This window comes from Kitasatospora sp. NPDC048239, assembly GCF_043202015.1.
GTDB lineage: Bacteria > Actinomycetota > Actinomycetes > Streptomycetales > Streptomycetaceae > Kitasatospora.
This window is the reverse complement of the sequence record NZ_JBICZP010000003.1, coordinates 329016-344872: the sequence shown is the minus strand read 5'-3', so window position 1 is coordinate 344872 and position 15857 is coordinate 329016. Positions and strand designations below refer to the sequence as shown.

11 protein-coding genes and 2 tRNA genes are annotated in these 15857 nt (G+C 71.1%); all 13 read left to right on the top strand.

The features are described 5' to 3' along the window. The first annotated feature begins 139 nt into the window (after positions 1-139). The 13 genes from dnaA (at position 140) to ACGFZP_RS09280 (ending at position 15767) form a co-directional block, all read left to right on the top strand. On the top strand, positions 140-1984 hold the full coding sequence (gene dnaA / locus ACGFZP_RS09340) for a chromosomal replication initiator protein DnaA (RefSeq protein ID WP_392930281.1): 1845 nt from the start codon (positions 140-142) through the stop codon (positions 1982-1984). A 985-nt stretch (positions 1985-2969) separates the two neighbouring features. After that, entirely contained in the window at positions 2970-4100 is a 1131-nt protein-coding gene (gene dnaN, locus ACGFZP_RS09335; RefSeq protein WP_387952470.1) for a DNA polymerase III subunit beta, read from the top strand. 244 nt (positions 4101-4344) lie between these two features. Next, positions 4345-5220 (top strand): phosphogluconate dehydrogenase (NAD(+)-dependent, decarboxylating), encoded by an 876-nt coding sequence (gene gnd / locus ACGFZP_RS09330; protein WP_380575565.1) that lies wholly within the window; start codon positions 4345-4347, stop codon positions 5218-5220. Between the two features lie 48 nt (positions 5221-5268). Next, on the top strand, positions 5269-6402 hold the full coding sequence (gene recF, locus ACGFZP_RS09325) for a DNA replication/repair protein RecF (protein WP_392930279.1): 1134 nt from the start codon (positions 5269-5271) through the stop codon (positions 6400-6402). 152 nt (positions 6403-6554) lie between these two features. Further along, positions 6555-7088 carry a DUF721 domain-containing protein gene (locus ACGFZP_RS09320; RefSeq protein WP_392931017.1) on the top strand — a complete coding sequence of 178 codons (534 nt, stop codon included), beginning with the start codon at positions 6555-6557 and terminating at the stop codon, positions 7086-7088. Positions 7089-7346: 258 nt separating this feature from the next. Then, positions 7347-9371, top strand: coding sequence for a DNA topoisomerase (ATP-hydrolyzing) subunit B (gene gyrB, locus ACGFZP_RS09315; RefSeq protein ID WP_392930277.1), 2025 nt, complete (start codon positions 7347-7349; stop codon positions 9369-9371). A 58-nt stretch (positions 9372-9429) separates the two neighbouring features. Next, on the top strand, positions 9430-12036 hold the full coding sequence (gyrA, locus tag ACGFZP_RS09310) for a DNA gyrase subunit A (RefSeq protein ID WP_392930275.1): 2607 nt from the start codon (positions 9430-9432) through the stop codon (positions 12034-12036). A gap of 227 nt (positions 12037-12263) precedes the next feature. Continuing rightward, positions 12264-12929: a DUF3566 domain-containing protein gene (locus tag ACGFZP_RS09305; RefSeq protein ID WP_392930273.1), complete on the top strand. Its 666-nt coding sequence runs from the start codon at positions 12264-12266 to the stop codon at positions 12927-12929. 268 nt (positions 12930-13197) lie between these two features. Further along, positions 13198-14604, top strand: coding sequence for a class I SAM-dependent methyltransferase (locus ACGFZP_RS09300; protein ID WP_392930271.1), 1407 nt, complete (start codon positions 13198-13200; stop codon positions 14602-14604). A gap of 16 nt (positions 14605-14620) precedes the next feature. After that, positions 14621-14697, top strand: a tRNA-Ile gene (locus ACGFZP_RS09295). A gap of 119 nt (positions 14698-14816) precedes the next feature. After that, the gene (locus ACGFZP_RS09290) at positions 14817-15131 is read left to right on the top strand and encodes a DUF6191 domain-containing protein (protein ID WP_392930268.1); all 315 of its coding nucleotides are present in this window, start codon (positions 14817-14819) and stop codon (positions 15129-15131) included. 243 nt (positions 15132-15374) lie between these two features. Continuing rightward, positions 15375-15503: a DLW-39 family protein gene (locus tag ACGFZP_RS09285; RefSeq protein WP_014137031.1), complete on the top strand. Its 129-nt coding sequence runs from the start codon at positions 15375-15377 to the stop codon at positions 15501-15503. A gap of 191 nt (positions 15504-15694) precedes the next feature. Further along, a tRNA-Ala gene (locus ACGFZP_RS09280) sits at positions 15695-15767 on the top strand. Positions 15768-15857 lie beyond the last annotated feature (90 nt).

Here is a 15857-nt window from a genome sequence, read left to right as displayed (position 1 = left end):
ACGACTTGATCCCGCTCTGTTCGCTGACTACCGTTGCAGGACTTGTCTGGTTTGTTCTTCATCAACGGACCGCAGATCCACAGTCTCTTGATCCACCACCCCCTGCTGGAGCCGCGGGGAACCGAGAAAGCGTGCACCAGTGGCTGATGTCAACAGCGACCTTGTCCCGGTCTGGGCGCGGGTCGTCGAGCGGCTGGTCAGCGACCCGGACGTCGGGGAGATGGACAAGCAGTGGGTGCAGCGCACCCAGCCGATGTGGATGATGCACGACACTGCCCTGCTGGCGACCCCCAACGAGCGGGCCAAGCAGGTCCTGGAGGGCCGGCTGCTGCCGCAGCTCACCGAGGCCCTCAGCCGCGAGCTCAGCCGCCCGGTGCGGATCGCCGTGATGGTCGACGCCAACGCGGTGCCGACCACCCCCGCGTCCGCCGCACCCGCCGAGCCGTACCCGGGCGCCGAGGACACCGGCGAGTACGACGAGCCCGCGTACGAGCGGCCCTACGAGCAGGACTACGAGCGCGGCCGGTACGACACCGGCGGCTACGAGCAGCGCCCGGCCCCCTACGGTCCCCCCGGCGGGGCACCGGCCTGGCCGGGCGGCGAGAGCTCCCCCGCCTGGGAGGGCCGCCACGGCTACGCCGAGCAGGGCCCGTCCTACCCCGACTCCCCGCCCGTCTACCGCGAGCCGGAGGAGCCCGGGCGCCACCCGCAGCGTCCGCTTCCCGGACCGCCCGCGACCACCCAGGGCGACCTGTTCGGCGGTGCCTACGGCCCCGGGCCGAACGAGCAGCCCCGGACCGGACCCGGCCGCCGCTCCCCCGCCGGCCGGCCGGCTCCCGGCCGCCCCGCGGACAAGTCCGCCGGGGAGCGCGCCCCGGAGCGCCCGGGTGTGCCCGGGGTGCCCCCGCCGCCCGGCGCCCCTCCGGCCGGCGGCTCCCGCAAGGACGAGCCGGCCGCGCGGCTGAACCCCAAGTACCTCTTCGACACCTTCGTCATCGGCGCGAGCAACCGCTTCGCGCACGCGGCGGCGGTGGCCGTCGCCGAGGCCCCGGCCAAGGCGTACAACCCGCTCTTCATCTACGGCGAGTCCGGGCTGGGCAAGACCCACCTGCTGCACGCCATCGGGCACTACTCGCGCAGCCTCTTCCCGGGGACCAGGGTGCGGTACGTGTCCTCGGAGGAGTTCACCAACGAGTTCATCAACTCGATCCGGGACGGCAAGGCGGACGCGTTCCGCAAGCGCTACCGGGACATGGACATCCTGCTCGTGGACGACGTGCAGTTCCTTGCGAGCAAGGAGTCCACGCAGGAGGAGTTCTTCCACACGTTCAACACCCTGCACAACGCCAACAAGCAGATCGTGCTGTCCTCCGACCGGCCGCCCAAGCAGCTGATCACGCTGGAGGACCGGCTGCGCAACCGCTTCGAGTGGGGTCTGATCACCGACGTCACCCCGCCGGAGCTGGAGACCAGGATCGCGATCCTGCGCAAGAAGGCGATCCAGGAGCAACTGAACGCGCCGGCCGACGTGTTGGAGTTCATCGCGTCCCGGATCACCCGCAACATCCGGGAGTTGGAGGGCGCCCTGATCCGGGTCACCGCCTTCGCCAACCTCAACCGGGCGCCGGTGGACCTGGAGTTGGCCGGCATCGTCCTCAAGGACCTGATCCCGGGCGGGGACGAGGACGCCGGGCCGGAGATCACCGCGCAGGTCATCATGCAGCAGACCGCCGCCTACTTCGGGTTGGGCGTCGACGACCTGTGCGGATCCTCGCGCAGCCGCGTACTGGTGACGGCCCGTCAGATCGCCATGTACCTCTGCCGCGAGCTGACCGACCTCTCGCTGCCGAAGATCGGCGCGCAGTTCGGCGGCCGCGACCACACCACGGTGATGCACGCGGACCGCAAGATCCGCTCGCTGATGGCCGAGCGCCGCTCGATCTACAACCAGGTCACCGAGCTGACCAACCGCATCAAGAGCTGACCCTCCCAGGGGCGTTGGGGGCGTCGGGGGCGGTGCACGGTGTGCACCGCCCCCGAGCGGTTCCCGGGCCGGCGAAAGGGCGTCAGGAGCGATCCTGGCGCCCTTTCGCACATCCACAGGTGTGTATCGCCGATCCGCTGGGCATGGATGTCGGTGACGGACGCTCCGCCAGTGCACAGCCCGCGCCGAACATCTGACCGGGGATTCGAACTCCCCGGGTGCGCAGGGCCGAAATCCACAGGTGAGCGGGGTTCTCGACCGTCCACAGGCCGCCGGGCTGCGAGTTATCCAGAATTCCTCCACAGGCCGCCCACCGCTACGCTCTTCCGCGCAGGTCAGGTGCCTGTGGACTTGTGCACAACGGTTATCCACAGGGTGTGGACAATTGGCGGGCCGTCAGAGGGCCATCCGGGTTATCCACCGGTTGTCCCCAGGGCCGGGTGGGTTATCCCCAGGTTGTCCACAGTGGCGTCCACAGTTCGACAACCTTGGGCAGGCGTTCATGCCCTGGTGTGAAAGGCGTCACGCGATGTTGACCGGAGCCCGTGGATAACCGTGGCAGGATCTGGGGACAGCGCTGGGGATAACCTGTGGATACTCAGGGTGTCCTGTGGGTAACGCTCCGCCGTCCACAGCGGGCCGTGTCCGTCCACAGCTCCCGTCCACACCTCCTGTGGACAAAAAACCGGGCCTGACCTGCGCAAACAGGGTTATCCACGGTTTCCACAGGCCCTACTACTACCACTACACCTATAGACCAATCGACTCGTTCAAAAGCAGGTGGGGTCGAAATCTGTGGACAACGGATCCCCGACATCTGTTCGGCTTGCTTCCGCCCGTCTGCCCCGTCTGTCGGTGGAGTACGTCAGACTGTCCTCGGCGACTGGAAGCGGAGTGGCAGAGCTCGGCGGTCAGCCGCACCGACGATCAAGATCAGACGAACCAGACAGCGAGCGGGAGCGCTCGACCCAGGAGGCGGTTACCGGTGAAGTTCCGGGTGGAGCGTGACGTCCTCGCGGAGGCGGTGGCCTGGGCTGCCCGCAGCCTCCCGGCACGGCCGCCGGTGCCGGTGCTGGCCGGCCTGCTGCTGACCGCACAGGACGGCAGCCTGGCGCTGTCCGGCTTCGACTACGAGGTCTCGGCCCGGGTCGAGCTGGAGGCCGACATCGAGGAGGCCGGCACCGTACTGGTCTCCGGCCGGCTGCTGAACGACATCTCGCGCAACCTGCCCAACCGGCCGGTGGAGATCTCCACCGACGGCCAGCGGGTCAGCGTGGTCTGCGGCAGCTCCCGGTTCACCCTCCCCACCCTCCCGGTGGACGAGTACCCGGCCCTGCCCCAGATGCCCACCGCCACCGGCACCGTCCCGGGCGACGTCTTCGCCTCGGCGGTCAGCCAGGCCGCGGTGGCCGCCGGCCGTGACGACACCCTGCCGGTGCTCACCGGTGTGCGGGTCGAGATCGAGGGCGACCGGATCACCCTGGCCGCCACCGACCGCTACCGCTTCGCCGTCCGCGAGCTGCTGTGGAAGCCCGAGCAGTCGGACATCTCCGCGGTCGCCCTGGTGCCCGCCAAGACCCTGCAGGACATCGCCAAGTCCCTCGGCAGCGGCGACAGCGTCTCGATCGCGCTCTCCTCGGGTGGCGCGGGCGAGGGCCTGATCGGCTTCGAGGGCGCCGGCCGCCGGACCACGACCCGCCTGCTGGAGGGCGAGTTCCCGAAGTTCCGCAGCCTCTTCCCGACGGAGTTCAACGCCATCGCGGCGATCCAGACCCAGCCCTTCCTGGAGGCGCTCAAGCGCGTCTCGCTGGTCGCCGAGCGCAACACCCCGGTCCGGCTGAACTTCGAGGAGGGCGTGCTCACCCTGGAGGCCGGTTCGGGCGACGACGCCCAGGCCACCGAGCGGGTCGACGCCTCGCTGGAGGGCGACGCCATCTCGATCGCCTTCAACCCGGGCTACCTGGAGGAGGGCCTCAAGGCCATCGACTCCGCCTACGCCCAGCTGAGCTTCACCACGCCGACCAAGCCGGCCCTGCTCAGCGGCAAGCCCTCGGTGGACGCCGAGGCGGACGAGGCCTACCAGTACCTGATCATGCCGGTCCGCCTCTCCGGCTGAGCCGGCCGCCCACCCGCGACGGTTACCCACAGGCTGTGCACACCGCCTGTGGAAGGCCTCTCCCCCGGTCGGCCCGACCGGCGGGGAGGCCCGAGGGGCCCGGTATCGGCCCCCGCCTCCGGTGCGACGCCGGGCAGGCGGGGGTTTGACGCCGGGCCCCAGGCCGTTCAGCGCGTAGGCTCGGCACTGCGCGGCAACGGCGCCGCCGCCAGCCAGGCATGTCACCACAGGTAAGGACTTGGTCATGGAGCTCGGCCTCATCGGTCTCGGCAAGATGGGCGGCAACATGCGCGAGCGGATCCGCCGCGCCGGCCACACCGTCATCGGCTACGACCGCAACCCGGACATCTCGGACGTCGAGAGCCTCCAGGAGCTCGTCACCAAGCTCCAGGGCCCGCGCGTGGTCTGGGTCATGGTCCCCGCCGGGGCCGCCACCCAGGCGACGGTGGACGAGCTCGCCGAGCTGCTCTCCCCCGGCGACGTGGTGGTCGACGGCGGCAACTCCCGCTGGACCGACGACATCAAGCACGCCGAGTCGCTGGCCGCCAAGGGCATCGGCTTCGTCGACTGCGGTGTCTCCGGCGGCGTCTGGGGCCTGGAGAACGGCTACGCGCTGATGTACGGCGGCGATGCCGAGCACGTGGCCAAGGCCCAGCCGGTCTTCGACGCACTGAAGCCCGAGGGCGACTTCGGCGCGGTGCACGCGGGCGCGGTCGGCGCCGGCCACTTCGCCAAGATGGTCCACAACGGCATCGAGTACGCGATGATGCAGGCCTTCGCCGAGGGCTGGGAGCTGCTGGAGGCCGCCCCCGAGGTCACCGACGTGCGCGAGGTCTTCCGCAGCTGGCAGGAGGGCACCGTCATCCGCTCCTGGCTGCTCGACCTGGCCGTCCGCGCCCTGGACGACGACGAGCACCTGGCCAAGCTCAAGGGCTGGGCCGCCGACTCGGGCGAGGGCCGCTGGACGGTCGAGGCCGCGATCGACCACGCCGTGCCGCTGCCCGCGATCACCGCCTCGCTCTTCGCCCGTTTCGCCTCCCGCCAGGACGACTCGCCGCAGATGAAGATGATCGCCGCGCTGCGCAACCAGTTCGGCGGCCACGCGGTCGAGTCGAAGTAGTCCGACCCCCGCAGGGATATCCACAGAAGGCGAGCGCAGTCCACAGCCATGCACGTCGCGCATCTGTCGCTCGCCGACTTCCGCTCCTACGCCCGGGTCGAGGTGCCCCTCGACCCGGGCGTGACGGCCTTCGTCGGGCCCAACGGTCAGGGCAAGACCAACCTGGTCGAGGCGATCGGCTACATCGCCACCCTGGGCAGCCACCGGGTGGCCACCGACGCCCCGCTGATCCGGCTCGGCGCGGAGCGGGCCGTGGTCCGCGCCTCCGTGGTGGCCGGGACCAGGAGCACCCTGGTCGAACTGGAGATCACCCCGGGCAAGGCCAACCGGGCCCGGATCAACCGCTCGGACAACGTCCGCCCGCGCGATGTGCTCGGGCTGCTGCGCACCGTGCTGTTCGCCCCCGAGGACCTCAGCCTGGTCAAGGGCGATCCGGGTGAGCGCCGGCGCTTCCTGGACGAGCTGCTGACCGCCCGCGCCCCGCGGCTGGCCGGCGTCCGGCAGGACTACGAGCGGGTGCTCAAGCAGCGCAACGCCCTGCTGAAGACCGCCGCGATGGCCCGCCGGGCCGGCGGCGGCAAGGGCGCCGACCTCTCCACCCTGGAGGTCTGGGACGGCCATCTGGCCCGGGCCGGTGCCGAGTTGACCGCCTTTCGGATCCAGCTGGTGGCCGCCCTGCAGCCGCTGGTGGCGGCCGCGTACGGGCAGCTCGCACCGACCGGCGGCGAGACCGTGCTGGAGTACCGCAGCTCCTTCGAGGGCGGGCTGCCGACCAGTCGGGAGCAGGCCGAGGAGCAACTGCTGCAGGCCCTCCAGTCGGCGCGCAAGCAGGAGGTCGAGCGCGGGCTGACGCTGGTCGGTCCGCACCGCGACGAGCTGCAGCTCAGGCTCGGCCCGCTGCCGGCCAAGGGCTACGCCAGCCACGGTGAGTCCTGGTCGTTCGCGCTGGCCCTGCGGCTGGCCTCGTACGAGCTGCTGCGCGCCGACGGCGGTGAGCCGGTGCTGATCCTGGACGACGTGTTCGCCGAGCTGGACGCCGCCCGCCGGGACCGGCTGGCGGAGCTGGTCGCGGGCGGCGAGCAGGTCCTGGTCACCGCGGCGGTCGCCGAGGACGTGCCGAAGGCGCTGGCCGGGGCCCGCTACACGGTCGCGGACGGCGCCGTGCAGCGGGTCGACTCCTGACCCCGGCCGCGCCGCGGACCGTTCGCCCGCTCCCGTAGGCTGGACGGCCCACCGGCGCGCGTTCGCGTCCGTTGTCCACAGGCTGGGGAAAGGAGATCGCCGTGAGCGATCCGGCGGAGCACTCCCCGAAGCCGGGCGCCGGACCGTCCGGGATCGGACCGTCCGGAATCGGGCAGCCGGGCGGCGGCGAGCTGACCGGGGCCGATCTGGCCCGCTCGGCGCTGCGGGCGGCCCGGGCACAGGCCCGCCAGCGCGGTGAGCAGGTCCGGGAGAAGCGCGAGGCGAAGCGGACCGGACTGCGCAGCGGTGCGCGTTCGGACGGCCGGGACCCGGTGCCGCTGGGGGCGGCGCTGAACCGGCTGCTGACCGAGCGGGGCTGGGAGTCCTCGGCGGCGGTCGGCGGCGTGATGGGCCGTTGGGGGCAGATCGTCGGCCCGGACATCGCCGCGCACTGCGAGCCGAAGTCCTACGACGACGAGGCCGCGGTGCTCACGGTGCAGTGCGACTCCACCGCCTGGGCCACACAACTTCGCTGGCTGGCACGGCAGTTGGTGGCCCGTCTGAACCACGAGCTGGGGCACGGCACGGTCAAGACGATCAAGGTGCTCGGTCCGGCCGCTCCCGCCCGCGGCTACGGGCGGCTGCGCGCGCCGGGGAGTAAGGGCCCGGGCGACACCTGGGGGTGAGCCGGGCCGGCCCGGCCGGGAGCGGACCCGGAGCCTCCGGAACCCCTGACGGCCCTTCCAGGCGGTCTGGGCCCCCGGGGCGAGTATCGGGACATGTGCAGAGGGGATTCAGGGCGGCGTATCTGCCCTCAGAGGCTGCCAAACGCCCATCTATGTCAGTCGTACCGGTAGACTGAAGGCCAAACACTGTTGCTAGTGGCAACCGAGTCGAAACGCTGTGGTCGCACGCCCGCCCGCACGGGGCAGGGGATGCGGCCCGTGCTGTGCCAGAGAGGGCGCTTCGTGGCCGATTCCGGCAACCCCAGCCAGATCCCAGACCAGACCGACCAGGCGAGCGAGAGCACCTACACCGGAAGCAACATCCAGGTGCTGGAAGGCCTCGACGCCGTCCGCAAGCGCCCCGGCATGTACATCGGCTCGACCGGTGAGCGTGGCCTGCACCACCTGGTGCAGGAGGTCGTGGACAACTCCGTCGACGAGGCGATGGCCGGGTACGCCGACACCATCGACGTCACGCTCCTCGCCGACGGCGCGGTCCGCGTGGTCGACAACGGCCGAGGCATCCCGGTGGACATCGTCCCCGGCCAGGAGAAGCCGGCCGTCGAGGTCGTGCTCACCGTCCTGCACGCGGGCGGCAAGTTCGGCGGCGGCGGCTACGCGGTCTCCGGCGGTCTGCACGGCGTCGGCGTCTCCGTGGTGAACGCCCTCTCCACCCGGCTCGCGGTGGAGATCCACAAGGACGGCAACCGCTGGACCCAGGAGTACAAGATGGGCGCGCCGACCGCGCCCCTGGTCAAGGGCGAGGAGACGGACCTCACCGGTACCACCGTCACCTTCTGGGCCGACCCGGACATCTTCGAGACCACGGTCTACTCCTTCGAGACGCTCTCGCGGCGCTTCCAGGAGATGGCGTTCCTCAACAAGGGCCTGTCGATCTCGCTGACCGACGAGCGCCCGGAGCACGCCGACGAGGACGGCAAGCCGCTCTCGGTGACCTACAAGTACGACGGCGGCATCGCGGACTTCGTCACCCACCTCAACTCCCGCAAGGGCGAGGTCGTCCACCCCTCGGTGATCGACTTCGAGTCCGAGGACAAGGACAAGGCGATCTCCGTCGAGGTCGCCATGCAGTGGAACTCCTCGTACACCGAGGGGGTCTACAGCTTTGCCAACACCATCCACACGCATGGCGGCGGCACCCACGAGGAGGGCTTCCGCGCCGCGCTGACCGGCCTGGTCAACCGCTACGCGCGGGACAAGAAGCTGCTCCGCGAGAAGGACGACAACCTCTCCGGCGAGGACATCCGCGAGGGTCTGACCGCGATCATCTCGGTCAAGCTCGGCGAGCCGCAGTTCGAGGGCCAGACCAAGGACAAGCTGGGCAACACCGAGGCGAAGACCTTCGTCCAGCGGGTCGTCCACGAGCAGCTGAACGACTGGCTGGACCGCAACCCCAACGAGGCTTCGGACATCATCCGCAAGTCCATCCAGGCCGCCACCGCGCGCGTCGCCGCCCGCAAGGCCCGCGACCTGACCCGTCGCAAGGGCCTGCTGGAGTCGGCCTCGCTGCCGGGCAAGCTCAGCGACTGCCAGTCCAAGGACCCGGCCGAGTGCGAGATCTTCATCGTCGAGGGCGACTCGGCCGGCGGCTCGGCCAAGCAGGGCCGTGACCCGCGGGTCCAGGCCATCCTGCCGATCCGCGGCAAGATCCTGAACGTCGAGAAGGCCCGGATCGACAAGGTGCTGCAGAACACCGAGGTCCAGGCGCTGATCTCGGCCTTCGGCTGCGGCATCCAGGAGGACTACGACGAGGCCAAGCTCCGCTATCACAAGATCGTTCTGATGGCGGACGCCGACGTCGACGGACAGCACATCCGCACCCTGCTGCTCACCCTGCTGTTCCGCTTCATGCGGCCGCTGGTCGAGGGCGGGTACGTCTACCTGGCGATGCCGCCGCTGTACAAGATCAAGTGGGGCAAGGACGACTTCGAGTACGTCTACTCCGACCGCGAGCGCGACGCCGTGATCGCGGCGGGCGTGGCGGCCGGTCGCCGACTGCCCAAGGACGACGCGATCCAGCGCTTCAAGGGTCTCGGCGAGATGAACGCCGAGGAGCTCCGGGTCACCACCATGGACCAGGCCCACCGCCTGCTGCAGCAGATCACCCTGGAGGACGCGGCCCGCGCCGACGACCTCTTCTCCGTCCTGATGGGCGAGGACGTCGAGGCCCGCCGCTCCTTCATCCAGCGCAACGCCAAGGACGTCCGCTTCCTGGACGTGTGACCGGGGGCCAGCCCCCGCCAGCACAGTCCAGTCACGCGTGAAAGGAAACTGACCACCAGTGGTCGACGACAACCGTCCCGACGGCGAGCAGCCGGACGCCAGCACCGCCACCGACACGTTCGTGTCCCGGGTCGAGCCGATCGAGCTCGAGACCGAGATGCAGCGCTCGTACCTCGACTACGCGATGAGCGTCATCGTGAGCCGTGCGCTGCCCGAGGTCCGCGACGGCCTCAAGCCGGTGCACCGGCGCGTGCTCTACGCGATGTACGACGGCGGGTACCGCCCCGAGAAGGGCTACTACAAGTGCGCCCGCGTCGTCGGCGACGTCATGGGCAACTACCACCCGCACGGCGACACCTCGATCTACGACACCGTGGTCCGGCTGGCCCAGCCCTGGTCGCTGCGGATGCCGCTGGTGGACGGCAACGGCAACTTCGGCTCCCCGGGCAACGACCCGGCGGCGGCCATGCGCTACACCGAGTGCAAGATGATGCCGCTGGCCATGGAGATGATGCGGGACATCGACGAGGAGACCGTCGACTTCGCCGCCAACTACGACGGCCGCTCGCAGGAGCCGACCGTCCTGCCCGCGCGCATCCCCAACCTGCTGATCAACGGTGCCACCGGCATCGCGGTCGGCATGGCCACCAACATCCCGCCGCACAACCTGCGCGAGGTCGCCTCCGGTGCGCTCTGGGCGCTGGAGCACCCGGAGGCCTCCAGCGAGGAGCTGCTGGACGCCCTGATCGAGCGGATCAAGGGACCGGACTTCCCCACCGGCGCGCTGATCGTCGGCCGACGCGGGATCGAGGACGCGTACCGCACCGGTCGCGGCTCGATCACCATGCGCGCCGTGGTCGAGGTCGAGGAGATCCAGGGCCGCCAGTGCCTGGTGATCACCGAGCTGCCGTACCAGGTGAACCCGGACAACCTCGCGCTGAAGATCGCCGACCTGGTCAAGGACGGCAAGGTCGCCGGCATCGCCGACGTCCGCGACGAGTCCTCCTCGCGCACCGGCCAGCGCCTGGTGATCGTGCTCAAGCGCGACGCCGTCGCCAAGGTCGTGCTGAACAACCTCTACAAGCACACCGACCTGCAGACCAACTTCGGCGCCAACATGCTGGCCCTGGTCGACGGCGTGCCGCGCACGCTGTCGCTGGACTCCTTCATCCGGCACTGGGTCAACCACCAGGTCGAGGTCATCGTCCGGCGCACCACCTTCCGGCTGCGCAAGGCCGAGGAGCGGGCGCACATCCTGCGCGCGCTGCTGCGCGCCCTGGACATGATCGACGAGGTCATCGCGCTGATCCGGGCGTCGGCCAGCGCCGACGCCGCCCGCACCGGCCTGATGGGGCTGCTCTCCATCGACGAGCTCCAGGCCAACGCGATCCTGGAGATGCAGCTGCGCCGGCTGGCCGCCCTGGAGCGCCAGCGGATCATGGACGAGCACGACGAGCTGCAGCGCAAGATCGACGAGTACAACGCGATCCTGGCCTCCCCGGTCCGCCAGCGGGAGATCATCTCCGAGGAGCTCACCGCGATCGTCGAGAAGTACGGCGACGAGCGGCGCTCCACCCTCATCCCCTCCGACGGCGACCTCTCCATCGAGGACCTCATCGCCGAGGAGGACATCGTCGTCACCATCACCCGTGGCGGCTACGTCAAGCGGACCCGCTCCGACCTCTACCGCTCGCAGAAGCGCGGCGGCAAGGGCGTGCGCGGTGCCCAGCTGAAGCAGGACGACATCGTCGACCACTTCTTCGTGACGACGACCCACAACTGGATCCTGTTCTTCACCAACAAGGGCCGGGTCTACCGCGCCAAGGGCTACGAGCTGCCCGACGCCGGGCGCGACGCCCGCGGCCAGCACGTGGCCAACCTGCTGGCCTTCCAGCCGGAGGAGCACATCACCCAGGTGATGGCGGTGCGCACCTACGAGGACAAGCCGTACCTGGTGCTCGCCACCCGGGCCGGGCTGGTCAAGAAGTCCGCACTGAAGGACTACGACTCCCCGCGCTCCGGCGGCCTGATCGCGATCAACCTGCGCCAGGACGAGCAGGGCCGGGACGACGAGCTGATCGGCGCCGAGCTGGTCTCCGCCGAGGACGACCTGCTGCTGGTCTCCAGGAAGGCCCAGTCGATCCGGTTCACCGCGACCGACGACGCGCTGCGGCCCACCGGGCGGGCCACCTCGGGCGTCAAGGGCATGTCCTTCCGCGAGGACGACGAGCTGCTCTCGATGAACGTGGTCCGAACGGGGACGTACGTCTTCACCGCCACCGACGGTGGCTACGCCAAGCGCACCGGGGTGGACGAGTACCGTGTCCAGGGACGCGGCGGCTACGGCACCAAGGCGGCGAAGATCGTCGAGGGCCGGGGCTCGCTGGTCGGCGCCCTGGTGGTCGACGACAGCGACGAGATCATGGCGATCACCCTGTCGGGTGGGGTGATCCGCACGAGGGTTTCCGAGGTTCGTGAAACCGGACGTGACACCATGGGCGTCCAACTGATCAACCTCGGAAAGCGCGACGCGGTCGTGGGTATGGCCCGCAACGCGGAGGCCGAGGACGAGGAGCTGGCGGAGGACGAGACGGCAGACGCCGAGTCCACCGCCGAGGTGGCCGAGGGTACGGAGACGGCGGGCGGCGAAGCAGCCCAGGCCTGACCCCTACCGCGACGGCCGGTGCCGCCGCGCCCTGACCCGGCGCGGTGGCACCGGCCGCCGACCAGTTCCGGGCAATCCCGCCGGGCGCTGGGTGACGAGTGACGACGCAGGGCGGTCCGCCGCCCTGGTGGGAAGTGCGGGAGGACCAGGTGAGTGGAGCCACGGGTGCTGCGGGAGGAGCCACCGGCGGCCGTCCGGGCGCAGCACAGGGCGGCGGGGGGTACGGGGTGCCGCAGCCGCCGGCCGAGCACCCCTCCGCGTCCACCTCGCTGATGCCCCCGGTCGGTTCGGCGGGCCAGGGCGGGGCGGCCTACGGCGGCCAGCCGACGCCCCCGCCGCCGCCGGGCGCGCCGGCGGGCGGTTCGGGTGGGTTCTCCCAGCCGACCACGTACGCCAAGGGGCAGCCGACGCCGCCGCGGGGCACCAGGGTGACCGGCAACACCCCGCCCGGCGGTACGCCGGTTCCGGGTGCGGCCCGCCGCCCCGCCGGTCCGCCGCCCGCCGCCGGTCCGGGCCTGGGCCGGACCCGCAAGGCGCGGCTGCGGGTGACCAAGGCCGACCCGTGGTCGGTGATGAAGGTCAGCTTCCTGCTGTCGCTGGCGGTCGGGATCATCATCATCGTGGCGGCCGCCGTGCTGTGGATGACGCTGGACTCGCTCGGCGTGTTCGACTCGCTGACCAAGACCCTGAAGGACGTCACCGGCTCGGACGCCAGCGGCGGCCTGAACCTGATGGACTACGTCGGCTTCGGCAAGGTGATGACCTTCACCTCGCTGATCGCGGTGGTGGACGTCGTGCTGCTGACCGCGCTGTCCACGCTGTCGGCGTTCATCTACAACGCCGCGGCCGGGTTCACCGGCGGTATCGAACTGACCCTCGCCGAAGAGGACTGATCCGGCTGCGCGGACGCTTCCCTGATCCCCGGTCAGGTTTTCGTCCGCAGGCGGAATGAGCGGGCCCCGCAGGCTGTTGCAGCCTCCGGGGCCCGTTGGCATTCGGGTGACAGCCAGCCCCCGCGGCGTGCCGCCCGGATCGGCGCCAGTCGCGGTGGGATTAGCTGGGTGCCGCTCGTTCCGAGTTTCCGACTGCCGCAGGCCGCCCCCCGGTCCGACCGGCCGGGGCGGGTACGGCTGTGCAGGTACGGCTGGACGGAGGCGCGCGATGGCTCAGCTCGCAAGGCAACTCGTCGAGGCCCTGGAGGGGCTCCTGGGGGTCCAGGTGCCACTGCGGGTGCAGGCCTGGGACGGCAGTACCGCCGGGCCGCCGGGGGCCCCCACCGTGGTGCTGCGCAACCGCCGGGCGCTGCGCCGGCTGCTCTGGCAGCCGGGGGAGCTGGGCCTGGCCCGCGCCTACGTGTCCGGGGATCTGGAGGTGGCCCCGGGCACCGACCTCTACGAGGTGCTGACCGCCGTCGCGCACTTCGCCGAGCTCCCCGAGATCCGGCTGCTGGAGCTGGGCCCGTCCGACGTCCTGGGGGCCAGGGGGCGGCGGGTGGTCGGCGCCCTGCTGCGGGCCGGTGCGCTGGGCCCGCAGCCCGCCCCGCCGCCGGAGGAGGCCGGGGCGGTCACCGGGCGGCTGCACAGCCGCAGCCGGGACCGCGCGGCCATCAGCCACCACTACGACGTCGGGAACGACTTCTACGGGCTCGTGCTGGGCCCGTCGATGGTCTACTCGTGCGCGTACTGGGTGCCCGCCGCCAAGAGCCTGGAGGCGGCCCAGGAGGCCAAGCTGGACCTCATCTGCCGCAAGCTGGGCCTGCGGCCGGGGATGCGGCTGCTGGACGTCGGCTGCGGCTGGGGCTCGCTGCTGCTGCACGCGGCGCGGCACTACGGCGTCACGGCGGTCGGCGTCTCCATCTCGGCCGAGCAGGTCGAGCTGGCCCGCCGGCGGATCGAGGAGGCCGGCCTGGCGGACCGGGTCGAGGTCCGGCTGCAGGACTACCGGGAGATCCCGGACGGCCCGTTCGACGCGATCTCCAGCGTCGGCATGGCCGAGCACGTCGGCTCCGCGCAGTACCTGGTCTACGCCGAGGGGCTGTACGGCCTGCTGGCGCCCGGCGGCCGGCTGCTCAACCACCAGATCGCCCGTCGGCCCGACCGCCGGGGCGAGCCGTACCGCCCCAGCCCGTTCATCGACCGCTACGTCTTTCCGGACGGCGAGCTCTCGCCGGTGGGCTCCACGGTGGCCCGGCTGGAGGAGGCGGGCTTCGAGGTCCGTGATGTGGAGTCGCTGCGCGAGCACTACGGGCTGACCCTGCGCGAGTGGGTGGCCAACCTGGAGGCGCACTGGACGCAGGCGGTCGGCCTGGTGGGCCGCGGCCGGGCCCGGGTCTGGCGGCTGTACATGGCGGCCTGCGCGCTCGCCTTCGAGGAGAACCGGATCGGCATCAACCAGATCCTCGCCGTGCGCACCGGTCCCGAGGGCGCCGCCCACCTCCCCGCCACCCGCGAGGAATGGCTGCTGCGCCCGGCCGCCGCCCCCCACCAGCAGCCCTCCTCCGCCCGCCCCCGGCCGGTCGCCGCGAGCCCCGCCGACCCGGATTTGGGAGATCGGCCGTCGGTCCGCTAATCTTTCAGTGCGGCAAGGGCCTATAGCTCAGACGGTTAGAGCGCTTCCCTGATAAGGAAGAGGCCACAGGTTCAAGTCCTGTTAGGCCCACCACCGCGAAGGGCCCGGAGTGATCTCACTCCGGGCCCTTCGGCGTTTCCCCGGCCGCCGCCGGAACCGTGGGCCGGGCCCGGGGGTTCTACGGGTAGGGCCTGTGGAGAGGTGGTGGCGGTATGGCGCTGTTCTGGGCCATGAGCATTCCCGGACTGGTCTGCGCGCTGGTGGCGCTGGCCTTCGTGGACCAGCTGGCGCTGCGGGCCCGGCGGTCCCGCTGGGTGCCCTGGCGGGGGACGGGCCGGGAGGGGCAGATCTCGTCGACCGGGTTCGAGCAGCTGCACGCGCAGTTCGCGGCGGGCAAGCAGCACGAGCTGGACGAGCGGCGCAGCACGCTGATGCTGCGCGACGAGGAGGGCGAGGGGGCCCCGCCGCGGACCAGGGTGGACCTGTCGGCCGGTACGGCCGTGGTGGTGCCGCCGACGCGGCCGTGAGCGGTCGGCGGCAGGCCGACCGTACGACAGGAGGGATGGCGTCAATCCTCCGACCGGACCGGTCGGTTGGAGGCAGCGGCGGCTGGTCACGATTGGGACACCGGTGTGTATCATCGGCCGCAAGGGCAGTCTGGCACCCGACAGCCCGTTCGTGCTCGAAACAACTCATGGACTCGTCGGCCCGGCCATTCCGGTCGGAGCACGGCTGTTGAGTCCGCAACGCAAGAAGGACGAGGTCCCGCGGTGAAGAAGCTTCTCCTGGTCGCCCTGGTCGCCCTCGGCGGCTTCTTTGTCTACCGTCAGGTCCAGGCGGACCGCGCCGAGCAGGACCTGTGGACCGAGGCCACCGACCCGGTCCCGGCCGGTCGCTGAGGACCCGGACGATCTGACGATCGACGATCTTCGGAGGCGCCGCAGGGTGCCTCCCGGGCCGGTCGGCCCGGTCCTGTGACCGGGTCGGCCGGCGCTCCGCGCACCGGCCGGTCAGCCGGTGCCGGATACCGCGTGGGATTCCCGCCGGGACCCGGTACGCTAGTTCCCGGCGGGAAGCGCGGTGCCGTCGAGGGGCTTTAGCTCAGTTGGTAGAGCGCTGCCTTTGCAAGGCAGATGTCAGGAGTTCGAGTCTCCTAAGCTCCACAGTTTCACGACGCGGCAACGGCCGTGGGGCCCGGGTGCACGGGCCCCCGCCGGTCTTGGGGGCGGGGGGGACGGGCGGGGCGGATGGGC